Genomic DNA, 24,756 nt, shown 5'->3' on the forward strand with positions numbered 1-24,756 from the left:
GGGATCGAGCACGCCAGCGAGCCCGGGCGGGCCCTGGCCGTGTTCCTGCTGGCCTACCTGGACCACCACGGCCTGTCCGTCACCAGCCAGAAGGTAGAGCGGTGAGCGCGTACCACGGGCTTCGCCCGCATCAGATCGAGGCGGTCGACGCCGTACTGCGCTACCTCCAGCTACCGGCCGGCTCCCCCGTGCCGCCGGAGGGGCTGCGGTGTCAGGTGATCGCGGCGACCGCGTCGGGCAAGACGCGGATCGCGGCGGTGGCCGCTCAGAAGCTGCACGCGCGGCGGGTGCTGGTCCTGGTGCCGACGACGGATCTGCTGGCGCAGATGGCTGCGGAGTGGCGCCGGGCCGGGCGTACGGGGGCGATGGTCGGGGCGTGCGAGGCGCGGGTTTCGGCGTCGAGCGGGATGCCCTGCACCACGGACGAGGCGGAGCTGTACTCGTGGGTGGGGGACGACGAGGTGGTGACGGTGTTCTCGACGTACGCGACCGCGACGACGGCCGTCCAGAAGGCGCACAAGCTCGGCATGGCGGCGTTCGACCTCATGGTCGTGGACGAGGCCCACCGCACCTCGGGGGACGCCGAGAAGGCGTGGGCGGCCGTGCACCACCAGGACAAGATCCCAGCGGTGCGGCGGCTGTACATGACCGCGACAGCGCGGATCTGGGAGTCCGCCGACGAGGCGCGCCGTGGTGGGCGGGAGGCTCCGCGGCTTGTCGCGAGTATGGAAGACGGGTCGGAAATTTTCGGCCCTGTGGCGTGGAAATTGACGCTCTCGCAGGCCATTTCGCGCGGTTTGGTTGCCCCGTATCAGGTGGTTTGTGTAGATATTTCCGATCCGGACTTGCATGCCGCGCAGGCCGGCGGGGACCGGGGGTCGGACCTGGTGCGCGGGGCCCGTCTCGCGGCGCTCCAGGCCGGGCTGCTGACGGCGGCTGCGGACGAGAACCTGCGGAAGTGCCTGACCTTCCACTCCCGGATCAGCGAGGCCGAGGCGATGGCCGAGGGCCTGCCCGGGGTCGCGGAGCGGCTGTTCGCGGAGGACCCGAAGCGCTACCACCCGCCGGAGCGGGTGTGGTCGTCGTGGCTGTACGCGGAGCACAAGCCGGTCTACCGCAAGGAGCAGCTGGAGGAGTTCGCGTCGAATGTGATCGAGGTGCCGGACGGAAAGGGCGGGACGGTCTGCTATCCCGCCATGTTCAAGATGATCGCGTCCGTTCGCGTACTCGGTGAAGGGGTGGACACGAAGGACTGTGATTCTGTCGCCTTCTGTGACGCACGGGGCTCGATGGTCGACATCGTGCAAATGGTCGGGCGGGCGCTCCGCATGCAGCCTGGCGACGGAAAAGTGGCCAGTCTGATCGTTCCTGTTTTCCTCGCGCCGGGGGAAAGTCCGGACGAAATGCTGACCTCTAGGGGGGCTGAGACCCTCGCGAAGGTCCTCGGGGCTCTGCGGGCTCACGACACGGATGTGATCGAAGCACTCGCCGACTCCCGCTCCCGGACTGGGAGTTGGAAGCCGGACGACGCCGAGGATGGCTTCGTCGCGGAGGGCCAGGAGCAGCCGGGCGAGGCGCAGGGTCCGAGCAGGCCCGCGCGGGAGCTGCTGAAGTTCTCGACTCCGCGTGATCCGGCGGAGGTCGCCCGGTTCGTGGCATTGCGGGTGCTGCACCCGGAGACCGACTACTGGCGCAGCGGTCTCGCGGCCGCGACCCGGTACGCGAAGGAGGTCGCGAAGAACGGCGAGCTGAAGGTCCCGTACGACTACGTCACGCCTGGAGACTGGACGCCGGGCGGGTTCCCGTTGGGGACGTGGCTGAAGAGGCAGCGCGCGGACTACCGGGCCGGTGACCTGGCTCCGGAGCGCGTACGGGAGCTGGAGAAGCTCGGGGTGGTGTGGTCGCACCAGGACCACGCCTTCGAGGAAGGACTCGCCGCTGCCCGGCGCTGGGCTGCGGAACACGGCCACTTCCTCCCGCCGGCCACCGCCGTCTGGGACGGCTACCCCGTCGGGACATGGGCGAAGAACCTGCGGACGGCGGCCCGGCTCGCGGACGCCCGCGCGGAGCAGCTGGAGGCCGGGCTGCCCGAGGGGGCGGCCACGGGCGGGCTGTCGCCGGAGCGGCGGGACGCCCTTGATGAGATCGACCCAGGGTGGTCGCCGGTGTGGGACGCCGGTTGGCAGCGGTGCATGAGATTGGTGCAGCAGCACCTGGAGAACGGCGGCAGCATGCCGATGGAGGCCGGTGAAGTCGTCGTCCAGGGCGAAGACCTCGGGCGGTGGGTGCAGGGCTGCCGGTTCGGCTGGGACGCATTGTTGCCCGCACAGCAGTGGCTCCTGGACAACGCCCTTGGGCTCGAACCGGCGCAGGAGTCGGAGCGGCCGGTGAAACGCACGCAGGACGACAAGTGGATGCTCAACCTCGCGGCGGCGAAGGCGTTCCACGCCCGCGAGGGACACCTGCGGGTGCCTCGGAAGTATGAGGAGTCCGTGGGGTCGGGTGAGGGCGTGAACGGCGCTCAGGCGGGCTCCGAGGTCGTCGTGAAGCTGGGTGTGTGGATCTCGAATGTGCGGAAACGGGCCGACAAGCTCACCGACGAACGCCGGGCCGCGCTCGACGCGCTCGGCATGGAATGGACGGCAGCGAGGGTGGGTCGGTCGTAGTGGACGGATTGTTGGAGACGTTGGCGGGGGCATCGTCGGCTTCGTGGGTGGGGCGTGCGTGGGCTGGGAGTGTGCTCGCTGCGTTCGCCGGGGAACCTGCGGCCGCGCAGGCCTTGGTGGGGCTGCTCCTGGACGTCCAGGACACGGCGGTGACGCGGCAGACAGCAGAGGCCTTGGTGCGGGCAGGGACGGCGGATGCGGTGGCGGTGCTTGCGCGGGCGGTGGCCCGAGCCAGCGACAGCCACGCCGACTGGATACAGACCGGCGTACACGACGCACTCGCCGAAGGCGCCGCGCTGATGGACCTCCTGGTCCTGTGCCAAGGGCTGGCTCACGCCCCGGAAGCAGCTGTTCGTCAGGGCGCCGCAGAAATCCGGACGTGGGTAGAGAAGCATGAGGCTGAGGTAACGCGATGAGCACGGATGCGTACACCAGCGGCCCGGTGGAGCGGGCAGCGGAAGAGGTGCGGGACGGTGCTGCGGATGCGTTGCTGGCGGTCGCGGTGCGGTCGTACGCCGCGTTCGCCGTGCACGTCCGCTTCGACGACGGCATGACCGAAGAAGTCCTGTCCGTCCTGTGGTCGGTGATTCCAGAGGAGGACCGGGAGGCGTACCCGGCCCGGCTGGAGGAGTTCGTGAACACCTACCGGGAGCGGCTGGTGCGGCTGTTCGCGGAGTACGGACCGCAGTCCACGACGGCCAAGTACGGGCGGCGCAAACTGCTCGCGCACCCGGTGTCGCTGATTGTGTTGGAGCAGCTGGTGGAGGTCCGTTCCCGGTACGCGCTGATCGTCACTGGCCTCCCCTGCGATTGGTGAGCCAAGGGAGGTCAGCAGGCAACTCCGGCCTCTCGCCAGGCCTCCAGGACGTCGTCGAGCGCAGCCCGGTCTTCCTGGCTGACCTCCGTCTTCAGCACGAGGTGGGTGATGAGCGGGCGGGCGGCGGGCAGGTCGAGGGTGAGGACCGCGAGGACCCGTTCCAGCGCCTCGGTCAGGCCGCGCAGGTTGGTGTCGTGGACGGCGGTGAGGTAGTCCGTCAGCAGGGCGTTGAGGTGTTCGCTGTCGTCGTCGGGTTCGGCAGCCTGTACCAGGGCGGTGTGGCAGGCCCATACCGCGTCCGCTGCGTAGGTGGGCAGGAGCAGGACCCGCAGGTTTTCGGGGCGGTGGTCGGTGGTGACGCAGTCACCGACCCGCTCGGCGGCGATCGTCCAGGTCAGCGGCGGCAGCAGGAAGCGGGTGTCGTCGAAGGTGGTCGCCGCGGCCGCTCCCACGAGCGCGAAGGTGTCGCCGACCAGACGGGCGTCCTCGCTCCAGGCGGAGCTGGAGGGAAGAAGGACCGGCTGATCGGGGCGTGCAGCCGGGTTCACGGCGTCGGGCTGGGATCCGGCGCCGGCTGGGAGCGGCGCAGTCCGGGCTCGTGCGGGCAGACGCCCTGCCGGGTGAGGATCTGCTCAAGGCGCCATCCGTACCGGGCGTCCTTGTCGTCGGGCTCGGGCTGCTGGCTGCGCAGCTGGACCGTCCACAGGCTCAATGCCTCCCACGCGTCCTGCGGAGTGACACACGCCGTGCCGCGGGAGGTGCGCACGTCCACGTCCGTCAGCGTGCCGAAGGACGCGAGGAGAACGTCGGAGGCATCCTTCAGCGCCTGGGCCGCTTCCTTGATCACCATCTGGTGGTGGGCCTCCTGCTGGTGGGCCGCGGCCGCGCATGCCGCGCGGTCCGCGGGCTCTTCGCCGCGGCTGGTGCCCTTGGCGTCGCAGCCCTCGCGGTCGCACGTCCAGGACGCCCACGCGCCCCGGCTCTCGACGGTGCAGCCCCTGCTGTACCCGGCCATGCGCACTCTCCTTCGTTGGTCCTTGGGCAGCAAGTACACCAGCAACAGGACGACGGCCAACGGATGTTCACGAGGAAGGAGAGGGTGCCGTTGGGCAGGCGAGGGCCCGAAGGCGGGCTGGGTCGCCGTCCCGGCGTCCGGGTTCGCGGGCTCCTCCTGGAGGAGGACATCGGCTGGGTGCGCGCCGGCTCCGGAGCGGTCGTCGTACCCAAGTCCTTCTCCGACGGACCGAACTTGGCGCTCCGTGCGGGTGAGCGGGCGGATGAACCGGTAGTCGATGAATAGCGATCTACAAGCGGCGAGGGACTGTTTTCCGGCGGCTGGTGCTGTCGCAGCCGTGGTGACGTGGGCAGCCAGCAACGCGGCGAAAGCCGCGGAGCAGGGAAAGATGTGCACCAGGGTCAGCGAGGGCACGGACGGGAAGGCCACACGGTGAGTGCGCAGGCGAGGGGGCGACGGTTCGAGAAGGCCGGTCTGGTGCTGGGGCCGGTCGGTGGGCGGGCGGCAGCGCTGTGCCGGTTCGCCGGCCGCACCGGCGCCGTGTCGAGTCCGGCCTCGCTCGCGGTGGTCGAGGAGGCTTTGGGGTTCGCCGAACGGCTGGAGGGCGTGGATGACGTCGGCGAGTTCATGGAGCTGTGGTCGGCATCCCACATCTGGGGCTACACACCGAACCCCTACATCACGCGGCCCAAGCTCAGCGAGGCGAACGCGGCGGTACTGGGACACGTGCAGAAGCTGCTGGAAGCGTTGGCACCGGAACAGTTGCGGGAGGTGGCCCTCGGGCTGTCGGTGGACCACGACACGGTCGTAGTGGCGCTGGAGCTCGTGGAGGAAGCAGCAGCAGGAGACGTCACGTTCCGGGCGCAGTCGATGACGGACTTGCAGCAGGAGATGCTGTGGAACGAGGCCCGGGTCGGCGACGAGGTCGACGTGCTGCTGCTGGAGGCCCCCTCCGACTGGCCGCCAATGCCGCGCGCCGCGCTGGTGCTGGCCCTGGTGTGGGACGTGGCCGACCTGATCGGATACGCGGCGGAACTGTCGACAACCGAGACGCTGCCCGCCCCCGTGCTGTGGCAGGCGGCCGGGGCCGAACATTTCTGTGCGGGCGTACCGGTACCGGGGACCGACCTGCCGGTATGGGCCAAGATCGACGCACAGCCGTACGACGGGCGCCCGCTGTTCGGTCAGGCCGCCCAAGGTGAATTGTGGAGGTGGTCGCTTTCCTGGCAGCTCCCGGACGGCACCCCCGTGCACTACACAGGCGGCCACACTCCCACTGCCGACATTGCCCGCTGGCGGGCACAGCGGGCGGTGCAGGACCTCCTCGCCGACCCGTACCGGGCCAAGAGCCCCACCTCCGAGGACTGGCTGATCCCACCCCCATGACGGGCAGGTGCTTCTCCAGGCCGAACCCGGCGGCCACCCCAACGGGACAGGAGCTGTCTCAACCGCAGTGAAACCACGTCTCACCACACGCATCGCCCCAGGTCAGGCCCCTACCGCCCGCTGACCATCCTGATCACGATTCTCAGAACGTGCAGCATCCCAGGTCAGACCCACCCCGCACGGAACCCGGCCCGCACCACAGTTGAGACGACGCACCCGAGCGGGTGCGCGAGCTGGAAAAGCTCGGGGTGGTGTGGTCGCACCAGGACCACGCCTTCGAGGAAGGACTCGCCGCTGCCCGCCGCTGGGCCGCGGAACACGGCCACTTCCTCCCGCCGGCCACCGCCGTCTGGGACGGCTACCCCGTCGGGACCTGGGCAAAGAATTTGCGGACGGCGGCGAGGCTCGCGGACGCCCGCGCGGAGCAGCTGGAGGCGGAGCTGCCCGAGGGGGCGTTTACGGGTGGGCTGTCGCGGGAGCGGCGGGACGCCCTTGACGAGATCGACCCCGGGTGGTCGCCGGTCTGGGACGCGGGATGGCAGCGCTGCTTCAGGCTCGTGCAGAACCACTTGGACAACGGCGGCCGTGTGCCGATGGAGGCCGGGGAGGTCGTCGTCCAGGGCGAGGACCTCGGACGGTGGGTGCAGGGCTGCCGGTTCGGGTGGGACGCGCTGCTGCCCGCGCAGCAGTGGCTGCTGGAGAACGTCCTCGGACTCGAACCCGCTGGTGAGGACGAGCGTCCGGTGAAGCGCACGCAGGACGACAAGTGGATGCTCAACCTGCGGGCGGCACAGGCGTTTTACGCCCGTGAGGGGCACCTTCGGGTGCCTCGGAAGCATGAGGAGCCCCTCGGGTCCGGCGAGGGCGTGAACGGCGCTCAGGCGGGCGCTGAGAGCGCCATCAAACTCGGCGTGTGGATCTCCAACGTGCGGAAACGAGCCGACAAGCTCACCGACGAACGCCGGGCCGAGCTGGACAAGATCGGCATGGAGTGGACGGCGGGCGCCACCAGGAGGAGCGCGTCATGAGCCCAGCGAGGCGGGGACTGATCACGGCGCACTGGTTCCGGCAGGGGCCTGATCCGCTGGAGGGGTACTGGATCTGTGACTTCCACGGATGCGGGCGCCATCGCAGTGACCATGTGCAGGCCGAAGGCCACTGGCGCGCTGAGCCGCACCCATTCACCCCGCAGCGGCGGAACTCGCCCCGCTGCTACACGTGCGGCGGGGACTTCCGCCAGAGCAGGCACATCGCATGGACCTGGGACCGGTACGGAGCCCTGCTCCAGGACGGCGTGCCCGCTGCCGGTGCCTGTGCCGTCAGCACGGAGAACGTCGTCGGCCAGAAGGAGGGGTCCCCGTGAGCGAAGACCAGATGAGCGCGGACGCGTACACCAGCGGCCCGGTGGACCGGGTAGCGCAAGAGGTGCGGGAGGGGGCGGCGGATGCGGTGCTGGCGGTCGCGGTGCGGTCGTACACCGCGTTCGCGATCCACGTGCGCTTCCACGACGACATGACCGAGGACGTCCTGCCCGTCCTGTGGTCGGTGATCCCCGAGGAGGAACGGGACACCTACCCGGTCCGCTTGGAGGAGTTCGTGAACACCTACCGCGAGCGGCTGGCGCGGCTGTACGCGGAGTACGGGCCCCAGTCGGTGACGGCCCAGTACGGGCGGCGCGAGCTACTCGCGTACCCGGTGTCGCTGATCGTGTTGGAGCAGCTGGTGGAGGTCCGTTCCCGGTACGCGCTGGCGGCACGGTGGAACGGGAAGCTGCCGGACCGGTGGTTGAACGACGTGAGCGCCACCTGGGGCGTCGGCGCGCTGCTGTGAACCAGGGCGCAGCACAGGGCCGGGGCTCGACAGACAGCGGAGGAGCGCGGCGTGAGTGCGGCGAGGAACGAGTTGTACGCCCGGCGGCAGGATCAGGGCAGTCGGCGGTTCCAGTGCGACGCGACCGCCGTACGGACACGGGGCGGGGTGCGGTCGTATGCGCTGCTGGACGGGATCGGCGACACCGCGCTGGTGCGGGAGTGGACGCGGGAGAACACTCGCTTCCTTGCCGAGGGCGGTATCGAGCACGGCGAGGCGTACGGGGCGCTGCGCGCCCTGTCTGCGGTGTGCGCGGTCGAGGCGCGGCGGCCGGGTGCCGCGGAGGTGGGGGCGGTCGCGGTCCTGGCCGTCGTCGTGCCGGGCAAGCCGGTCACGATTGCCTGGTGCGGCGACGCACGGGCCTACCACCAGCCTGCCGGTGGTAGGGAGCCGGTGCTGCTGACGCAAGATCACAACCTGCGCCAGCAAGCCCTGGACGCCGGACGCAGGGATGTGCCGGACGACTGGCGGCACGTCGTGTACTCCCACCTCGCAGACACCGGCGACGACCCGGCGATCGGGCAGGCCGCGCTGCCCACCGGAAGTGGCGGCCGGCTGCTGCTGGCGTCGGACGGGGCGTACGAGTGCTTCCACGACTACGGCCAGGAGGCGGTCCTCGCGGACGTGCTGCAGGAGATCACCCCGGCGCGGGCGGTACGGCGGATGCTCGACTTCACGGCGCAGTGGGCACGCTCGTACGCGGACAACGCCACCGCCCTGATCGCCGACCTCCCGGGCCCATAGTGACTTGGTCTTCATGGCGCACTTTGAAGTTTCCTGCCGGGAGTACCGGTGGTGGGGGTAGGGGGCAGTCCAGGGGCATGAGCAGGCAACCATCTAATCCCCTATTAAGACGGTGTATCACCGCTTCATGGAGGCGGCCCCAGACACCGGCTCTCGACCAGATCATGAACCTGCGGTGCACCGTCGACTTCGACACCCCGAAACATGGTGGCAGAGCCCGCCACGAGCACCCGCTGACCAGCACATAGACGATCGCCGCGAACAACGTCTCATCAGGCGTGTCCTGCGTTCCACCGCCCTGCGGCCGCACCTTCGATGGCGGGATGTGGGGCTTCGCGATCTCCCACAGCCCGTCTGGAACGATCCAACTCCACGTTCCCTGAGCCATGTTGGACAGTCCTACCCAGCAACCCCACATAGGACACCGTCTAATGGGAGACTCTTGCGGTTCTTCCTCCTGCAGCACGCCGTCGCAGGTCAGAGTCCTGCTGTGAGGAACCCGAAGAGTCTCCCATCAATAGAAATCACGTCAGATTTGCGTTTGCCATTCCACGCAGGTCGGCCGTCTTCCGCCCGTCGCAAGGAATTGACGGGAAGCTTCACGTACGAGCGCGAGGGGAATTTCCGAATCTATTTCAAACTCGGTATGATGGCCCGCCATGAGATAGCCGAATTCCGGGTTCCCGCCCGGTTCGCCGACGGTCACGAAGCTACCGCCACTGTCGCTGAAGCTGACCAGTCCAACGCTTCGGCCCCTATCAACGCCGATCATGAAGGAATGGTCCGGAAATCCGGATGGAAGTAGATCCCGCTTCAGCGAGTAGAGCTCGGCAAGATTTTGGTCTTCTGGCCCAGTGAGCAGATCATCGATGACCTTGTCAACTTCTTCACTTGAGAACAAGAAGACTGGTTGTTTCCCATGCCCCGGGCGATAGCGCGCTTCCGCAATCGCTTTCTCACTCATCAAAGCACCCTCCGTCATCTTTGATAGCGCCCTTGCCGTACATACATTTACGCCAGACACCATTTCCGTTCTTCCAGTGTACCGTCAGACCGTGATTTGGACCCAACAGGTAATCCAGGATCGCATTGCATCCCAATCTTGCGTCCTTACATGGCCCGCCCGGGTGGTTGATTACTATCTCAGCCTTGTACACCTGATCTCGATGCATGATTGCGGCCATCTTCTGCTCGACGTCCTTGGCTCGTGCAGAAGCACCTCCGTTCAAAGGTCCACCGGGCTCATTCAGTTTCGCATTGATCCAGTCGATCAATGCTCTGTCCTTGCGGCTCCCTCCACTTGTGATTTCATATACCCTTTTCACTCCGTGCGCATCAGTCCCGCCTCCCACGCCGTCGGTGGGAGTCCCCTTCCTCTCTGGGAGGATCTTGGAAAGCTCATCGCGATCGCAGTTATGGACGAGGACGGAAGTACCGTCAACTTGCACGTAGTAGGTGTGCAAGTCGCTGACGGTCAGGTTGAATGTGCGAGCATGTCGGTCAAAGGGCTTATTGTCCCGGACATATACTTCGCTGCCTTCTCTTGTCCTCAAGGACATCCCAGGACGAAGGTCCGCAGCTTCGATCCAGGCTTTCCGGTTCGGTGACCAGAAAGGGTGCTCGTATGTTGCAGTGAGCTTGCTCGCGCCATCGGGTGTTTCGATGGTGAGATCGTTGAAGTGCTTGTCGTCTTCGGTGACGGTGAGGTTGGTTACCCGGCGTGCGCCGGTCGTGCCGCTGACCGGGTCAGTGGCCAATACCTTCTCACCAAGTCCGATGTCCTCAATGTTCTTCGGCTCGCCATTGGCAAGGAGAACCTTGGTGCCTGCGGTGAAGCACTTCGTGGGGCACCCGATGCCCTGCTTCTTGTTGAAGTCATTGATTTCATCAATGACGGATGAGACACCCTTGATGATGCGCCGCGGCCGTTCCCATGGCGCCATCGCTGTTACTGCGTCTTTGCAGTTATCGAAGGTTACGTTCTGAGCACACGCAATGATGTCGGCGATGCCGGTGATTGCCCCGTAGAAAGCGAGGTTCGCGCGCCCGTAGGCCATTCCATCGGGGATGATCAATTCAGGTGTCTGGCCGCGGCCGCTGGGGTCAACGAGACAGGATAGCCCGTTGCCGTAGACTTGCAGCAGGAAGGGTGCGCAGTATCGCTTTTCCTTCTGTCTCTGATTCTCTTGCCGCTTCTTTACTTCCTCTTCGTATGCTTTCTGCGCGGCCTGCATTTCTGCCCGCGCCTTGTCGATGGTGGCAGTCCAGGCGTTCTCGGCTTCGGCCTTGGCTTCTATTGCGTTCTTGCCGGCGTCGAGGGCTTCGTCTTTCGCCTGGTCGGCGGCGCGATGCGCTTCCTGAGACTTTCGGCTGGCGTAGTCCGCGGAGAACTTGGCCTGCTCGGCGGACAGTTCGGCTGCGTCGGCGTCGCGGTTGGCGGCGTTGGCAGCGTTGCGGGCCACGGTGGCCGACTGACGGGCGCGGGTCGCGGAAGTCTCCGCCTTGGCCGCCGAGGTGTCGGCGGCCTTCGCGAAGTCCTGGGCGCGGAGGGACGACTTCGTGGCTTCGCCTGCGGCTTTGTTGGCTTCGTCCTTGGCGTTGACAGCCAGAGCTGCGGCGCGGGTCGCTTCGAATGCGTTCTTCTGTGCGGTGGCGGCGGCGCTCTCCGCGATGGAGATCAGCTGCTGCATCTGGTGGACGTGTGTGTCCGTCAGCTGGTCCTTGCGGTCGGCCATGTACTGGCCGGTCTGGATGAAGCTGTGGAGCGTTTCCGGTGATCCGGACAGTGCGATCTTGGCGGCGGCCTGGAGTTCGGCGCCTCCGGTGCTGGCGAGCTGGGTGGCGGTGATGCGCTCGTCCATTGTCCGGGCCTGGTACTGACGGCTGGACAGGAAGAGCGCCAGTGCCTTGGGCGTGCCGTCTTCCAGTGCCGCCAGGGCTGCTTCCTTGAGGCGGGTTCCGCCGGTACTGGCGATCTGGGTGACGCGCAGCCTGTTGGCGGTGGCGGCTGCGGTGTGCTGGCCGTTGAGGTAGAACTCGGCGATGTCCTTGGCCGTGCCCGTGAGGGCGGTGGCCGCGGCGGTGCGGACGGGGGCGTCAGGGCTGGAGATGCGAAGCTCTTCCACCGCCTGGCGGATGTCGTCCTGTGCTGCGGCCCTGCGTCCGGTCTTCAGGTACTCCAGGACCTCGTCGTCGGTGGCGGCGAGTGCTCTGGAGGCAGCGTCCTTGCTCCAGGAACCCTGGTTGGCGAGGATCTTCAGGGCGAGCCTGCGGCCCTGCAGGGCTGTGGCCTTGACGTCGATGCCGGGCTTGGCGGCCTCGGCTTCGAGCCTGTCCGCTTCGGCGTCCAGGGCTTTGGAGTCGCGCAGGGTGTACCCGATGCTGACGACGAAGTTGTCGTCGACGGACTTGTCTTCTTCGGCCTCCGCGACGCTTGCGGCTGTACGGGCGGTCAGGTCCTCCGCCTCGGTGGCACGTGCCACCAGGAAGACCTCGTTCGCCGCCTTCACTGCGGCCGCGGCCGCGACGGCGGCGTTCTTCGCGTTGGCAGCCTGCTTGGTGGCCTGCGCCGCGGCGGTGGAGGCCTCGCCCGCGTGGGCGATGGCTTCGTCGGCGGCCGTTGCCGCGTTGCTCGCGTGTTCCGCTGCCGAGCCGGCTGCATCGCGGGCCTGGAAGGCAGCCACCGCAGAGCGCTCGGCGAGCTTCGCGGAGGCATCGGCCGCGCGGTTGGCCTCGTTGGCGTGACGGCGGGCGTCGGCGGCGGCCTTGCTCGCCTTGCCCGACTGTGCCCCGGCGGCGGCGGCGAGTCTGTCAGCCTCATCCGCGGAGTCGGCTGCCTCCAGGGCGTCCAGGGCGGCGCCCTTCGCCGCCTGTGCGGCCGTCCCCGCCTGGCGGGAGGCCTCTCCCGCGGAACCGGCGGCGAGCTGGGCGCTCTTGGCGTCCTTGGCCGCCTGATGGGCCTTGGCGGCCAGGCGCTTTGCCTCTTCGGCGGCGTCGGCGTTGAGGGATACCCGGGCAGCTGCCTCACTGGCGGCGCTGGCAGCATCAGCTGCACCCACGGCAGCACTGGCCGCCTTGGCGGCTGCGGAGGCGGCGATGCGGGCGGCCTGGTTGGCCGCGTTCGAAGCGCCGATAGCCTGGCGGGCGGCGCTGGCGGCGCCGCGGGCGGCTTCCGCTGCCCGGTTTGCCGCGTTCGCGGCGCGCCGGGCGTCCTTGCCCGCCGCGGCGGTCTCCGCCGCGGCGGTCTTGGCGGCCTGCTTGGCGAGCCCGGAGGCGGTGAGGGCCTTGGCTGAGGCTTCCTTGGTGAGGTCGCTGGCCCGCTTGGCCTGCTGTCCTGCCTGCTGGGCCTGCTTGACCAACTCCGCGATGGTCATGCGTTCCTGGTCGCGGGCGCGGGCCACGTGCTGGCCGACCTCGAGGAACTCGGTGACGTCGTGCGGGGTGCCTTCAAGGGCGACGCGGGCGGCTTCCTTGGTGGCGGGGCCTCCGAGGCTGGCGATCTGGACGACCTGGACGCGGTTGTCCATTTCCTGGGCAAGGAACTGGCCTTCTTCCAGGAACTTGCGGACTGCTTCGGGGCCCGCTTCCAGGGCTGTGCGGGCCTGGGCCTGGACGCGGGGGCCGCCGGTGCTGGCGACCTGGGTGGCCTGCAGGCGCTGGTCCTGCTCCAGGGGGGCTTTCCAGCCGTCCGTCAGGAACAGCTGCAGCGCGCCGGGTTCACCTTCGAGGGCCTTCCTGGCGGCCTCACGGATCGAGGGGCCGCCGACGCTGGCCATGCGGACCGCGGACAGGCGGTTGTCATGGGTCCGGGCAAGCTGCAGCTCAGCGTCGAGAAACTTGGTGACGTCCTGGTCGGAGCCCAGCAGCGCGCTTTCGGCTGCCGCCTTCACGGCGGGCCCGCCCGTGGTCCACAGCTCGACCACCCAGGACCGATCGGTGAACAGCAGCTCGTCGCCGGCCTCTACGGCTGCTGCAGGCGCGACGCCCAGCAGGCCGACCATGAGTGCGGCGGAGACCGTGCCGACGGCAGCCTTCTGCAGGAGGCGCGACCGTCTGCGGGCCGGGTTGGTTTTCGGCGGGGACGAGGCGTCAGGCCCCCACAATTTTCGCATTCTTCTCACGACGGAATCCCATCTCGCGAAGTGTCCGGTCGCGCGCAAGATTTCGTTTGGATCGATACGGTACGCCCGTTTTAGATCTTCACAGAAAACGCCCATCAGGGCGAAATGCACCGTGTCGGAAATGTTGCACGCGGACATAACCGCAGGTCAGAGCAACGCGGCGGCAATGTGGTGGGACTCTACACGCTCTTCACTTACGTGAAACTTAATGGCACCATCCGGTTTGCAGACCCATACCTATGGAAGAGGTCCCGTGATTTCTTTTGCTCGCAAAGTCCTTTTTGCCGGACTCGTCAGCTGTGCTATCGGCGGCATAGGACTCACCTCGCTCGCGGCAGCCCAGGAGGCCCCGAATCCCGCACCCAAGGTCCGCAAGGTGCCGGTCAGCGCCGCCGAGGCCCCCATGCCGCCGGCGATCGAGGACTTCAGTTACCCCAACGCCGCACAGGTGCTGGCCGACCGCGGCATCACCCTCAAGAAGGGCGACGGCCACCTCGTCCTGGCCGACTGCGCCGCCGCCCACGACATCCGCGTCGAGGCCGGGAAGGACATCGCCGACGGCAAGTTCTGTTTCAAGGCCTCCTCGGCCAGCGGCTACCTGACGATGGAACTCCCCGACGTCTTCGCCATCTTCACCAAGGACCAGCACTCGGTGCGCGCCAAGGTGACCGCCGAGGGCGAGACCACCACCGTCAACGTCCCCAAGAACGACTGGGAGCAGGTCGGCGAGGGCGACAGCAGCACCGGCAACAAGCCCTCCGTGCTCGTCGAACTCCGCATCACCAGTTGATCCCCGGCCCACCGTTGCCGCGCCCGTGACACCCGCGCCCGCCCGGGCGCAGACACTGCCTCCGGGCCGAGGACTGACACGTGCCAGTCATGGCGCTGTGATACTCCGCTCCACGGTCACCGCCCGGACAGGGGTGACCGCCGAAATTCACGTAAGGAAAAAGGTGTCCAAAATGAGAAGTCGTACGGGCCAGCTGGCCGGGATCACGGCGAGCCTGGTCGTCGCAGGCGCCCTCGCCAGCACCCCGGCAACTGCCCTGGACGGCAGCCCCGCCGCGGCAAAGGCTTATCCTTTCGCCGCACAGATCGACATCGGCGGCCAGCAGGCCTGTACAGGAGCCTTGGTCGACCCCCAGTGGGTCATCACCGCCAGCACCTGCTTCGTCACCACCCCCGGCGGGGGCCTCGCGGACGGCAAGCCGGTAGTCAAGACGACGGTGCGCCTGGGCAGTTCCGACCTCGCGGGCAGTGGCGTGCAGACCCGCGAGGTCGTTTACCTCAAGACGAGCGAGGACCGCAACGTCGTCCTCGCCAAGCTCTCCAACCGGGTGCAGGGCATCGCGCCCGTGAAGGTCAGCTCCACTGCCCCGGCGGCGGGCGAGACCCTCAAGGCCGCCGGCTTCGGCCGCACCGCAGACGAGTGGGTGCCCGACTACCTGCACACCGGCGACTTCACCGTCGACTACGCCGACGGCGTCGCCCTCGGCCTCAAGGGCGTCGGCACCTCCGTGCTCTGCAAAGGGGACACCGGCGGACCGACGTTCCGCGTGAAGGACGGCATCCCCGAGCTCGTCGGTGTCAACAGCCGGTCCTGGCAGGGCGGTTGCCTGGGCACCGACAAGGCCGAGACCCGCACTTCGGCAGTTGCCTCCCGCACAGACGACCTCGGTGCGTGGGTGAAGAAGACCACCTTCCGGGTTCAGGATGACCTCACCCGTGACGGCATCGCCGACCTGGCCGCGGTCGTCGGTGACGACACCCTCCAGGTCTACCCCGGCGACAAGGCCAACGGGCTGACGGGCAACCGCATCGCGCAGCTCGGTGGCACCGGGTGGAAGGGGCTTACCCGGTTCGCGAAGGCCGACTTCACCAACGACGGCATCGCCGACCTGGTGACGATCTGGGCCGACGGCACGCTGCATCTCGCCGCGGGTGACGGCGCTGGCAAGTTCGGTCAGCAGACGCAGATCACGTACGGCGGTACGTCGTGGGGCGGCGTGAAGCACATCGCCGCCGGTGACTTCGACGGTGACGGCAACGCCGACCTGATGGCCATCCGGTCCAACAACGAGCTCAACTTCTACAAGGGCGACGGCGAGGGCCAGGTTGCTGCCGGCCAGCCCACCATGGGTGGCGCGAGCTGGGACCGCATCCAGAAGATGACCGCGGGCGACTTCGACGGGGATGGCATCGCCGACCTCGCCACGGTCTGGAGCACCGACAACTCCCTGCACATCTACTCCGGCAACGGCGACGGCAGCGTCGTCGACAGCACCATCGGTTACGGCGGCAACACGTGGACCACCGTACGGATCATGACCGCGGGCGATTACACCGGTGACGGCATCGCCGACCTCATGACCGTCTGGAACGACGGTTCCATGCGCCTCTACAAGGGCAACGGCCAGGGCGACATCGTCGCCAGCACCAAGGTCGGCACCCTCAACTGGGCCAACGTCCGACGGATCATGTAACACGCCCCCATAGCGCAGGGTGCTTCCGGTACCTGCCGGGAGCACCCTGCTCAACGCCACACCCATCCCGCCGAGTTCGCCATGTACGTACAGGCACAACGCCGTTCCTACGCGCACACCGAAACGACACCCAGTGGCCAGCCCTCATGCACCTCGCGGAACTCATGGACGAATATCTCGTGTGAGCTGCAGGGGGACGGCAACTCCTGGACATCGCCGCCTGGCGGGCACCTGAGCCCGCGGACAGCGCCACCGCCCTCGTCACCGACCGACCAGGTGGCCGGTGCCGAGGAGCCGCAGTCCGGGAAGAGGGTGGTGTTCAGTTTGTCGTGGGCCAGACCTGGAGCAGGTAGTGCTCGGCGATGGGCTTGTCCTCCTCCTGGACGCCGTCGGGGTGGAGTGTGCGCCCTGTGGCGTGGAGGCGCATGCGGTAGGTACCTGGTCCGTTGAAGGCCAGGTTGACCTCGTACGCTTCCAGGTCGTCTGACTCTTCGTCGGGGCCCATCGCGGTGGCGAGGTGGGTGACGCCGGTGGTGGAGGTGTAGTCGAATGCGGCGATGTCTTCCCACGGCTGCGAGCTGTCCGCCGTGAGTGGGCCGGGTGACAGGTCGAAGGAGATCATCGCCGGTCCCGTGCTGATTCCCGCCAGGGCGACAGCATGGTTCACCCCGCCGGCGACCAGGCCGTTGTTCCCGGCCGCGGAGACGGTGCGGTTCTTCACGTAGTCGAGGTCGTCGTCTTCGAGGAGGTAGAACTGGTTCTCCGCGACGGAGAACTGGTAGGGGCCTTTCAGCATCTGCTCACTCCCAGGAGATTCGGGGGTTCTTGTGATCAGTTCACGCGTGAGTAGAAGAGGTCGCCGGGGATGATCCGGTGGGCGTTGTAGAACTTGGCGAGCTGCGTTCCTCCTTGCCGGTTGTGGCTGGCGCTGATCATCTTGCGGCTCTGGGTCTTTCCCAGGACCCCTCCGCCCTCCGAGGCAGACGCGTAGGGGTACTCGTCACACTGCTTGCCCGTGGGCCGGGGCAGCGACGACGGGCAGGTCTTGCGCCGGTTCTTCACGGCCTGGGCCGGAGTGGCCCGGTGCAGGGGCTTGCTGTAGCCCGGCCTGCCCACGAGGGCGCGTTGGGCTTCGTAGACGTGTTTGGCCATCGCTCCCCACCGGGGGTTGGTCCGGCTCAGGGAGAAGTTCGGGATCTCGGAGGGGTGGACACAGCCGCGCTTGCCGCCGTTGGTGACCTTCTCGGAGTCGCAGCGGACCGTACGCATGGCCGGGGCCGAGGTCGTTACCGGGACAGCCAGCGGAGCCACGAACGACATCACCAGTACAGGCTTGTGCCTGTCGATCTTCTTGCCATAACTCGCGATGGTGAAGTTGAAGTTCGCGGTCTTGTTCAGCGCCATCGTGTGGGCAACAGCGCGCGAGGGCTTGCAAGAACGGGCGCCCTTCCCGCAGGCGACCTTGACCGTCAGAGCGACCGGGCGCGAGCGCGCCACACCTGTCGCCTGCGTGATCTTGATCGAGAGGTTCCGCTTCCACGTGCTGGACTTGGTGTTCAGCTGCTGGGTCTGTGTGGTGGGACCCGCCATGAACCCGATAGGCCTCCCCTTGCCGTCGGTGAAGGTGATCTCCAAACGCCCCTTCGCCTGGCCGAAAGTGCGTGTGTACTTGATCTGGGACTTGCCCATGGCAGCGAAGTGCGCCCCCACCGTCGCGCTGCTCGGCGTGACGGGTTCGGCCTGCGCGCCCGCAGATGCTGACGCCGCGAGCGCGGTGAAGGCCAGGAGAGTCCCGGCATGGAGGAAACGACTGGAGGCAGTCCTGGGCATCGAGAGCCTTCCGGAGGCGGAGCCCGGCCGGACAGAGGGGAACGCCTGTCAGAAGCGACGTCTCGGAACTCTGCGGGCCGGCTCATGAACAGCGAACCCCGGCAATCTCCCGTACCCTCCACGCCCGCCCGCACCGATCCCCCACGCTGCAACCTGGATGGCCGTACCTCCTCACCCATAGAGCCCCTCCAGTCGGATGATCGCCCCGACCAGGGGCTCCGGAAGCCCGGGCGGTCGCGGCCCTGCCCGTGATGGCGCTGGGCAGGCCAGTCACGGTCGCCTGGTGCGGCGACGCACGGGCCTACCACCAGCCTGCGGGTGGTTTCGCGGGCTCCCCCTGGAGGAGGACATCGGCTGGGTGCGCGCTGACCCCGGAGCGGTCGTCGTACCCAAGTCCTTCTCCGCCGGAGCGAACTTGGCGCCTGCGCGGGTGAGCTGGCGAACGAACCGGTAATCGGTGAATAGCGATCTACAAGCGGCGACGGACTGTTTTTGCGGCGGCTGGTGCTGTCGCAGTCGTGGTGAGCTGCGGGAAATCGACACAGGTTAGTCGGGGGCACAGGCTTCCGATGGAATATGCCAGATCTCCCTGAAAAGGGTGTATGACGCCCTAGGCTCGGGGGGACCGCAGATGTGACGGTCGGTCAGCGCTTGGCGTGGGGCGACCGGGAGCATGCGCGGCGTTGTTCGCCAAGTACGGCCCTGTGCAAGGGAATTGAACTCGATCATCCGCTATGCGGAAGATCTTGCGGAGTGACGGTTCAGTCGCTGTCTGTTGCACTCAAGGGCTAGGGTCATGGCACCGGAGGGGCCCGAGCGCCCGGCTACCAACCTCGTCTCGGGCTCCTCCGCCTTCTTGCCGTACGCAACGAAAGGTGGTGGAGATGTCTTTCGCTCCGCGTCCCTCTGGTCAGGACAACGCGGTCCTGACCAGTCCGTTCGACCGTAACACGGTGCCTTGTGCAGAAGTGGGGTTCTGCGAGGGTCGCCCCCGTAGGCAACACGGCGTACAGGAGCCCGGCCGTACCCCCGGGCCCGTTATCGGTGCGCCCCCTCGGTGGAATTGCGCGCCGGGCTGCTCCCGGCGGGCTGCAACAGTGCAGACCACAAAGGTTCTCGCCCGCGCCCGGGGTCCCCGCGCCCGGTACGCCGCCGGCCGCTGACTCCTGGCGGCTCACGGCACTTTCGTGCCGCCGCCGCCTGCCTCATATTCCACTCGGGCGAAACGAAACGCGCGGACGCCTGTCAACCGGCGCACCGCCCTCACCCTCGCCCCCGAACATCCGGAACCTGGCGATCCACCATGCACCCCACCACCCACACCGACGGCCCGCGCCCGCGCAAGTGCCCGTACTGCGGGGGCGAGTTCTTCCGCAACAGCCGCGGGGGCCGGCCCCGCACCTACTGCTCCTCCCGGTGCCGCTCGGCCGCCTTCCGCGCCCGGCGCACCGTGCCGCAGCCCACCCCCTACGCCCACGAACTCGCCCTGATAGGCCAGTCGGTGGCAGCCCGCGCGAGCCTCGTCTCCCGGGCCGCCACCCTGAGCGAGCCCGCCCCGCCCGCCGAGCCGCTGAAGGCCGGGCTCGCCCTCCAACGCGACCTCGACGACTACCTCGCCATCGCGGTCCGCGAGGCCCTGGAGCGCGGCGCGAGCTGGTCCGACATCGCCGAGCTGATGCCGGCCGGCATCAGCTCCCTCAAGTCCCGTTTCTCCGCCGCCCACGCCGCCCAGGTGCTGCGCGCACGCCGAGCACGGCGGCCCGGCACCCCCTCCCTCCTCGCCGACCAGGACCAGGCCGTGGGGCACACTCCGGCAGCCGCAGCCCAGGACCGGGCCAAGGAGCGCGGGGCGCTGGCAACCGCGCTCTCGCACCTGCACCGGCGCTCCGGGCTCTCCCTGCGCAAGCTCGCCGCCGACGCGGACCTGTCCGCCTCGTACGTCTACCGGCTGATGGCCGCCGAACGCTTCCCGTCCTGGACGGCCGTCGAGCGGATCGCCCGCAGCGCAGGCCGCAGCCCGGCCGACTTCCTAGACCTGTGGCACCACGCACACGGCACCCTCCCCGACCAGCCCGAACGCCCTTCACACCAGGAGGCTCTCGCGGCATTCCAGGGCACCGTACGGGGTCTGCACCTCGCGGCCGGCTGCCCCACAGCCGACGACGTCGTACACCGGATCGCGTGCTGCGCCCGCTGGGAGCAGCCCCTGATCGGCGCACTGCTGTCCACCACGGGCGCCTCCTCCCGTACCCACCACCTGCGAGCGGAGACCGTCGCCGCGCTGGCCACCGCACTGTGCGGTGACCCCGCCCGGCTGAAATCCCGCTGGGACGCCCTCCAGGAGGCCGTCCCCCACCCGACCTTGTCGGCCGGAGCCTTCGGCTGACCCTGCACCTCCGGGGCATGCCGCCGCCTGGCGGCCACCCCGCCACTGCTTCCCGCGCCCCACGGCGCACCCGCACAAGGAGAGATCGTCCGTGCCCGTACCCGACACCCAGCCGGAACCCCCTGCCACCCCGGGTCCCGGTCCCACCTCGAACGGCGTTGCCCTGGCGCTCTGGGTCATAGGCCTGGTCGTGGCCCTGATCCTCGTTTTCGGGGCTGCCTACCTGACCTGGCGCCACCCCTCCGTAGCCACTCCCATCACCGTCGGTATCGCGGTCCTCACGGTGATCATCGCCGCCGTCGGCTTCATCGTCACCACCGCCCACCGCCGCCGCTAACGTACGAATCCCTGGCGAGGTCGTGCAGACCATCGCGATCGGCACGACCCCGCCAGGGCGGCCCGCCGAGAACTCGGACAACCGTCGGCAGGCCGACGGTAGATGCCCCACCGTCCGAGGCGGGCCACCCGTACGTCGGCCGCGGACGCAACGCGAGCTCGCTCCCGATCGCACCTGTCGTCTCCGAGCGCAAGACGCCGCGCATCGCCGGCTTCTTCCGCCGCCGATCCCCACGTGCCCCGGCAGCACCGTGTCGGGCCTTGCCGCCCTGCACAGCCCTGCCGGAGATCCGCCACCGGCATCAGCCGTAGAAGTCCCACTGCCCGAAACGGGCCAGCAATGCCTTCGCCGCCCGCACGTTTAGGCCGAGCCCGGCGGCCACCTCCTCCACCGGCTCGTGCCGGGCGTTGTGCGCGGCGCCGTGCCCGAGGCGTACGGCCATGACCTCCAGGTGGCGCAGCGCCTTCAGGGTCACGACCGGGGTGTCGGCGGTGAGGTGCTCGATGCGGTGCTCCACCTCCCGCAGCAGCTCGACCAGTTCGCCGGGCAGGGCCACTGTGCTCTCGCCGACCTGGGCCGTGTGCCGGTCCCAGTCGAGCAGGCACTTCTCCGCAAGGCCGAGGGCCGCCTTCCGCATCGGGACCTCTCCGTAGGCTTCCCAGTCCAGCCGGCGGGCCTCGCCCTCCCACCCGCACGAGCACACCGCCAGCAATGAATCGGCTTTCGGCCTGCGGAAGCCCTCGCCGTCGTACACCGACCAGTGCGCCACCATCTGCCCCACCGTGGAACTTCCGTCGAAGTACACCGGCTCCGGCACGCTGCCGTCCGGGAGCAGGACCCCCACCCGGCCCTCGTGGGACTTCCCGTACTCATCCGTGGTCCACGTCTCGTCCTGCACCACCGCGCTCCCCTTCCCTCTGCCAACCACCGGTCAGGCGCGCGCCGGCGGTGCCCGGCATGCGCCGTACCGACTCTCCCGCAACCCCCCTTACGTGCGGGGCGAAACAGCACAGTTCGCCCGCTGCCGCGGTCCGGCCCGGCGACGGCGTTGCCGCGCTCAGCTGGTGCAGAGGGTGCGGAGGGGGAGGACCCGGACCGTGAGGCACACACCGAGGCCGGGGCGTGGGGTCGCACGGTTCCGAGTTCGCGTCAGGAGGCGGCGTTGGACAGCGCGAGCTTGCGATGGGCCAGCAGCCACGGCACGACCTCGGCCACCCTGAACCGCGGGGCCGCCTCGGTTCCGTCGGCGGGGGCGGGGAAGCCGGGCAGGCGCCGCCACCGCGTTGCGGTGCGACCTACCACGGCGGTCCGGACCACATGCTGCAGTGGCACCACGTGCTCGCTCTTCTCCGAGGTGAGCGCGGCGAGCGGGGAGCGGCGGCCTTTGCCGACCGCCCGCGGGGCCGCCCAGTCGACGTCGTGGCGTACGAGCGGGAGCAGCGCGACGTCGAGTCCGGCATAGAGGTTGATGGTGGTGGTGCCGCCCTGGGAGCTGCTGTGGCGGATCGTGACGGTACGGGCCGGGCGCAGCCAGCCCAGGCGGCGCATCTGGTCGAAGTCGGTGCGGCGTACGCCGAGGCTCACGGCCGCCTGTTCGGGTCCGAGGTAGAGGGGGCGGTCGAGGAGCTCTTCGAGGTCGCGGCGGCGGGCGCGGGCGGCGACCTGGTCGGGGTGCACGTCGGGGCGCCGGGGCCGAGGACGATCATGAGGCCAGCGCGGGCGAGGTCGCCGATCTGGCGGGAGGTCACTGCCGGGCGGCGGGCCGGGAGCGGGGTGCCGAGGGCGACGGTGAGCCGGTCGGCTGCGGTGGAGGCGCCGATCGGGCCGCGCAGTGCGGCGCGGACGGCTTCCGCGTCGACGGTCTCGACCGCCGTCCGCGCCCAGAGGCCGGGTCCTGCGTCGGGGGCGGGGACCTGTCCGGTGTGGGCGGCCCACCGCCAGGCGGCCACCGGTACCCGGAGCCGTCCGGCGGCCTGCATCTCGTCGTACGTCGTGCGCTTCGTCATCGTGTTCTTCCCTTTGCTCGGTGCCGCCCCCTCGGGCGGTGACCGAAAGTTGCCGGTAGATCCTTGAATGTGTCAATAGCCTTGATTGCGGGGCGAGTTGAAGGCATACACCCTTGCTGCGCTCGCGTACGCGAGGGCAATTCACCCCGGCGGAGGAACCTGAGGGGCGGGCCGAGCAGGCCGGAGAGCCCGGCGGCAGAGACCCGCTCGGGGTCACTCGTATGGGAGATCTACAGCGCGGGGAAGGCGCAGGACACTCCGCAGAAGACCATGGGGGCAGGCCCGGTTCGCGGGCGGCCCCGCGTACGTCCGCGAGGGCGCACACATGGCAGCAGGGTCGGCTCCCCTGGGTGTCCGGGGAGCCGGCCCTGCGGTGTGCGTACGTGTGGGGTTGTTGCTAGTCGATGTCGTAGTGGTGGTTCACCGTGGCGCGGGCGCACGCGACGGCGCCGTCTCGTTGGGCGCGGGCGCGATGAGCCTGGAGATGCGAATTCCACGGCACGCACATTCCTCACCGCAGCGAGGTCGCACGCGGGCGATGGCTTTCAGTCAGGCCCTACTCGTGTCGGGCGCTCGCCGAGCGGTACGCATCGGCACGGACCTCGCCACAGGCCACGCGGGCTTGCACCTCTTCCTTCTCGGCCCGCTTCGTCAAGCCGAAGCCTCGGTGGAGGCTGCTGGTACAGGGGTGGGGCAGTTCGGCGAGGGTGCGGGTGGCGTTGTCGGGGAAGTCCTCGCTGGCGGCCAGGTGCGGGGCGAGGAGCGCCGCCAGTCGGTCGCGTTCGGCGGCGTCAAAAACGGGGACGAGGGCGGTGGCAGCGTCATAGGCTTCTTCGCGGCCGGCGGCCTCGATGCCTCCCCACCTCGCATGGGCGATCTCGGCGCCCTGGGCGCGTTGGAGTTCGATCGACATCGAGCGGTAGGTGTAGGGGCTCCACGCCTCGCCCATTGTCAGCAGGGTGCTCAGGGCTGTGTCGGCCATGACGCTGGCGTTGCCGTGCGGCTGGTCGAGGCCGGGGAGCAGGTAGTTCGTGAAGGTGCCGCCGTACCGGTCGGGGGTGCGACGGTGCTGGTCGGCCGCGTCCACGATGACCTGGTGGGTATAGGGGAGAAGCTGGTACCAGCCCCACAGGGTGATCTCGAAGAGGCTGAGAACCCCGGAGGTCCCGTCGTGGGGTTCACGGACACCGACGCAGGACTGGTCGATGCCCCGGCTCGTGCGGTAGAACGCAGTGCGGGTGTCGTTGCACGCCTCGATGGCCGCGAGGAGATGATCGCGCTTGGGCCCCTGGTTGCGGGCCTTGTGGAAGTAGGGGTCGAGGAAGCGATCGACCTCACGTGCGGTGGATGCCCCTGGATTGGCCGCGGCCCAGGGCTTGGTGGCGATCAGGTCGCGCAGACTCCCGGTGAGATCTGTGGCGTACGAGGTGCCGAGGGCGCAGAGCAGTTGCAGGCGCGAGCGGGGGTCGGTGATCGCCGTCAGAGCCGTCACGGCATCGTCACCGCGCAGACTGTGGATTTCGAGTGGCACACGGTGCATCGGCGAGGACCGTTCTGATCGGCGGTTGTTCTCCTGCAGCAATTCTTCCAGGCGACCGACCCGGATTATGTTCCCTGCCATCTCCTCATAACCAGGAGCCCTCAGGGCTGCTGCCGGGAGGTTCTTCCGCCCTCGTGAAACCAGTCGGACTACGTCCTCGCCAAGCTCGCCACGCGGGAGCAAGGCATCGCCCTGTGAAGATCAACTCCACCGCCCCGGTAGCGGGCGAGACCCTCAAGGCCTATTACCGGCTGGTGGCTGACGAAACCCTCCCACCGGGCCTGCGCGTACCGGCATCTGTCGGCCCGGTACGCGCAGGCCCGGCGGGAGGGGACGGCCCCCGCGCTCGTGGACTCGCGTCACCGGGGAACTTCACCCACAACAGGTACTCAGCGCCTCCGACGCCGATCGAAGACGAGACCCCAAGACGGCGTCCCGCCGGGTTGTGGCTTCCTCGCTCTGAGCTGGCCCCACTAAGAGGTCATCTCATTTGGGTGACTCGGTATTCTGTGAGTCATGGTGGGGATCGTTGAGCGGCTGGTGCCGGACGAGTTGTG

General features: G+C 68.6%; 22 protein-coding genes and 1 pseudogene. 12 read left to right on the forward strand and 11 right to left on the reverse strand.

The window, feature by feature from the left end; all coding sequences use genetic code 11:
* The first annotated feature begins 101 nt into the window (after positions 1–101).
* The 3 genes from IE269_RS42135 to IE269_RS42145 are packed head-to-tail and all read left to right on the forward strand — an operon-like array spanning position 102 to position 3,483.
* The gene (locus tag IE269_RS42135) at positions 102–2,666 is read left to right on the forward strand and encodes a DEAD/DEAH box helicase (protein ID WP_189828667.1); all 2,565 of its coding nucleotides are present in this window, start codon (positions 102–104) and stop codon (positions 2,664–2,666) included.
* Positions 2,636–3,082 (forward strand): HEAT repeat domain-containing protein, encoded by a 447-nt coding sequence (locus IE269_RS42140; protein ID WP_474184010.1) that lies wholly within the window; start codon positions 2,636–2,638, stop codon positions 3,080–3,082. Before IE269_RS42135 ends, IE269_RS42140 begins: the two co-directional genes overlap by 31 nt.
* On the forward strand, positions 3,079–3,483 hold the full coding sequence (locus IE269_RS42145) for a hypothetical protein (RefSeq protein WP_189828668.1): 405 nt from the start codon (positions 3,079–3,081) through the stop codon (positions 3,481–3,483). The genes IE269_RS42140 and IE269_RS42145 overlap by 4 nt, the downstream gene beginning before the upstream one ends.
* Positions 3,484–3,494: 11 nt before the next feature.
* Here the strand turns inward: IE269_RS42145 and IE269_RS42150 are convergent, their stop codons facing one another.
* Both IE269_RS42150 and IE269_RS42155 read right to left on the reverse strand, forming a co-directional pair.
* The gene (locus IE269_RS42150) at positions 3,495–4,031 is read right to left on the reverse strand and encodes a hypothetical protein (protein ID WP_229898625.1); all 537 of its coding nucleotides are present in this window, start codon (positions 4,029–4,031) and stop codon (positions 3,495–3,497) included.
* On the reverse strand, positions 4,028–4,498 hold the full coding sequence (locus IE269_RS42155; protein ID WP_189828669.1) for a hypothetical protein: 471 nt from the start codon (positions 4,496–4,498) through the stop codon (positions 4,028–4,030). Before IE269_RS42155 ends, IE269_RS42150 begins: the two co-directional genes overlap by 4 nt.
* 432 nt (positions 4,499–4,930) lie before the next feature.
* Here IE269_RS42155 and IE269_RS42160 point away from each other — a divergent pair, with 432 nt between their 5' ends.
* The 5 genes from IE269_RS42160 to IE269_RS42180 all read left to right on the forward strand — a co-directional run bounded on the left by IE269_RS42160 (position 4,931) and on the right by IE269_RS42180 (position 8,497).
* On the forward strand, positions 4,931–5,884 hold the full coding sequence (locus tag IE269_RS42160) for a hypothetical protein (protein WP_189828670.1): 954 nt from the start codon (positions 4,931–4,933) through the stop codon (positions 5,882–5,884).
* Between the two features lie 224 nt (positions 5,885–6,108).
* Positions 6,109–6,912 (forward strand): helicase associated domain-containing protein, encoded by an 804-nt coding sequence (locus tag IE269_RS42165; RefSeq protein WP_189828671.1) that lies wholly within the window; start codon positions 6,109–6,111, stop codon positions 6,910–6,912.
* The gene (locus IE269_RS42170; RefSeq protein ID WP_189828672.1) at positions 6,909–7,247 is read left to right on the forward strand and encodes a hypothetical protein; all 339 of its coding nucleotides are present in this window, start codon (positions 6,909–6,911) and stop codon (positions 7,245–7,247) included. The genes IE269_RS42165 and IE269_RS42170 overlap by 4 nt, the downstream gene beginning before the upstream one ends.
* Positions 7,244–7,714, forward strand: a complete 471-nt coding sequence (locus tag IE269_RS42175) for a hypothetical protein (RefSeq protein ID WP_189828673.1) — start codon at positions 7,244–7,246, stop codon at positions 7,712–7,714. Before IE269_RS42170 ends, IE269_RS42175 begins: the two co-directional genes overlap by 4 nt.
* 51 nt (positions 7,715–7,765) lie before the next feature.
* Complete coding sequence (locus tag IE269_RS42180) at positions 7,766–8,497, forward strand: PP2C family protein-serine/threonine phosphatase (RefSeq protein WP_189828674.1); 732 nt, start codon at positions 7,766–7,768, stop codon at positions 8,495–8,497.
* 103 nt (positions 8,498–8,600) lie between these two features.
* Here the strand turns inward: IE269_RS42180 and IE269_RS42185 are convergent.
* From IE269_RS42185 to IE269_RS42195, 3 genes and pseudogenes are all read right to left on the reverse strand, one after another.
* Positions 8,601–8,885: pseudogene (locus IE269_RS42185) on the reverse strand (transposase); the annotation flags it as partial.
* A gap of 141 nt (positions 8,886–9,026) precedes the next feature.
* The gene (locus tag IE269_RS42190) at positions 9,027–9,461 is read right to left on the reverse strand and encodes an Imm1 family immunity protein (RefSeq protein ID WP_189828675.1); all 435 of its coding nucleotides are present in this window, start codon (positions 9,459–9,461) and stop codon (positions 9,027–9,029) included.
* Complete coding sequence (locus tag IE269_RS42195) at positions 9,454–13,755, reverse strand: polymorphic toxin-type HINT domain-containing protein (protein WP_189828676.1); 4,302 nt, start codon at positions 13,753–13,755, stop codon at positions 9,454–9,456. The genes IE269_RS42190 and IE269_RS42195 overlap by 8 nt, the downstream gene beginning before the upstream one ends.
* Positions 13,756–13,870: 115 nt before the next feature.
* On the opposite strand from IE269_RS42195, the gene IE269_RS42200 reads away from it, so the two are divergent.
* Together IE269_RS42200 and IE269_RS42205 are read left to right on the forward strand one after the other, a co-directional pair.
* Positions 13,871–14,407 carry a hypothetical protein gene (locus IE269_RS42200; RefSeq protein WP_229898624.1) on the forward strand — a complete coding sequence of 179 codons (537 nt, stop codon included), beginning with the start codon at positions 13,871–13,873 and terminating at the stop codon, positions 14,405–14,407.
* 172 nt (positions 14,408–14,579) lie between these two features.
* On the forward strand, positions 14,580–16,100 hold the full coding sequence (locus tag IE269_RS42205) for an FG-GAP-like repeat-containing protein (protein ID WP_189828677.1): 1,521 nt from the start codon (positions 14,580–14,582) through the stop codon (positions 16,098–16,100).
* 319 nt (positions 16,101–16,419) lie between these two features.
* On the opposite strand, the gene IE269_RS42210 is transcribed toward IE269_RS42205, so the two are convergent.
* Together IE269_RS42210 and IE269_RS42215 are read right to left on the reverse strand one after the other, a co-directional pair.
* The gene (locus tag IE269_RS42210) at positions 16,420–16,896 is read right to left on the reverse strand and encodes a hypothetical protein (protein ID WP_189828678.1); all 477 of its coding nucleotides are present in this window, start codon (positions 16,894–16,896) and stop codon (positions 16,420–16,422) included.
* Positions 16,897–16,931: 35 nt separating this feature from the next.
* Positions 16,932–17,930, reverse strand: a complete 999-nt coding sequence (locus IE269_RS42215) for a NucA/NucB deoxyribonuclease domain-containing protein (RefSeq protein WP_189828679.1) — start codon at positions 17,928–17,930, stop codon at positions 16,932–16,934.
* 1,303 nt (positions 17,931–19,233) lie between these two features.
* Here IE269_RS42215 and IE269_RS42220 point away from each other — a divergent pair.
* Together IE269_RS42220 and IE269_RS42225 are read left to right on the forward strand one after the other, a co-directional pair.
* Positions 19,234–20,316 carry a helix-turn-helix domain-containing protein gene (locus IE269_RS42220; protein ID WP_189828680.1) on the forward strand — a complete coding sequence of 361 codons (1,083 nt, stop codon included), beginning with the start codon at positions 19,234–19,236 and terminating at the stop codon, positions 20,314–20,316.
* 91 nt (positions 20,317–20,407) lie between these two features.
* A complete protein-coding gene (locus IE269_RS42225; protein WP_189828681.1) occupies positions 20,408–20,653 on the forward strand; it encodes a hypothetical protein in 246 nt (81 codons plus the stop codon).
* Between the two features lie 301 nt (positions 20,654–20,954).
* Here the strand turns inward: IE269_RS42225 and IE269_RS42230 are convergent, their stop codons facing one another.
* From IE269_RS42230 to IE269_RS42245, 4 genes are all read right to left on the reverse strand, one after another.
* Entirely contained in the window at positions 20,955–21,551 is a 597-nt protein-coding gene (locus IE269_RS42230; RefSeq protein WP_229898623.1) for a hypothetical protein, read from the reverse strand.
* A gap of 251 nt (positions 21,552–21,802) precedes the next feature.
* On the reverse strand, positions 21,803–22,330 hold the full coding sequence (locus IE269_RS42235; RefSeq protein WP_189828683.1) for a hypothetical protein: 528 nt from the start codon (positions 22,328–22,330) through the stop codon (positions 21,803–21,805).
* A complete protein-coding gene (locus IE269_RS42240) occupies positions 22,234–22,659 on the reverse strand; it encodes a hypothetical protein (protein WP_189828684.1) in 426 nt (141 codons plus the stop codon). Before IE269_RS42240 ends, IE269_RS42235 begins: the two co-directional genes overlap by 97 nt.
* A gap of 556 nt (positions 22,660–23,215) precedes the next feature.
* A complete protein-coding gene (locus IE269_RS42245) occupies positions 23,216–24,151 on the reverse strand; it encodes a hypothetical protein (RefSeq protein WP_189828685.1) in 936 nt (311 codons plus the stop codon).
* Positions 24,152–24,756 lie beyond the last annotated feature (605 nt).

Source organism: Streptomyces spiroverticillatus, from assembly GCA_014650415.1.
GTDB classification, from domain to species: domain Bacteria; phylum Actinomycetota; class Actinomycetes; order Streptomycetales; family Streptomycetaceae; genus Streptomyces; species Streptomyces spiroverticillatus.

Excerpts from the sequence above, each read along its gene's own strand:
- IE269_RS42205 (WP_189828677.1), top strand. The coding sequence starts at position 14,580 with ATGAGAAGTCGTACGGGCCAGCTGGCCGGGATCACGGCGAGCCTGGTC.
- IE269_RS42195 (WP_189828676.1), bottom strand. The coding sequence starts at position 13,755 with ATGTCCGCGTGCAACATTTCCGACACGGTGCATTTCGCCCTGATGGGC.
- IE269_RS42190 (WP_189828675.1), bottom strand. The coding sequence starts at position 9,461 with ATGAGTGAGAAAGCGATTGCGGAAGCGCGCTATCGCCCGGGGCATGGG.
- IE269_RS42240 (WP_189828684.1), bottom strand. The coding sequence starts at position 22,659 with ATGACGAAGCGCACGACGTACGACGAGATGCAGGCCGCCGGACGGCTC.
- IE269_RS42155 (WP_189828669.1), bottom strand. The coding sequence starts at position 4,498 with ATGGCCGGGTACAGCAGGGGCTGCACCGTCGAGAGCCGGGGCGCGTGG.
- IE269_RS42140 (WP_474184010.1), top strand. The coding sequence starts at position 2,636 with ATGGACGGCAGCGAGGGTGGGTCGGTCGTAGTGGACGGATTGTTGGAG.
- IE269_RS42210 (WP_189828678.1), bottom strand. The coding sequence starts at position 16,896 with ATGCTGAAAGGCCCCTACCAGTTCTCCGTCGCGGAGAACCAGTTCTAC.
- IE269_RS42220 (WP_189828680.1), top strand. The coding sequence starts at position 19,234 with ATGCACCCCACCACCCACACCGACGGCCCGCGCCCGCGCAAGTGCCCG.
- IE269_RS42215 (WP_189828679.1), bottom strand. The coding sequence starts at position 17,930 with ATGCCCAGGACTGCCTCCAGTCGTTTCCTCCATGCCGGGACTCTCCTG.
- IE269_RS42170 (WP_189828672.1), top strand. The coding sequence starts at position 6,909 with ATGAGCCCAGCGAGGCGGGGACTGATCACGGCGCACTGGTTCCGGCAG.
- IE269_RS42145 (WP_189828668.1), top strand. The coding sequence starts at position 3,079 with ATGAGCACGGATGCGTACACCAGCGGCCCGGTGGAGCGGGCAGCGGAA.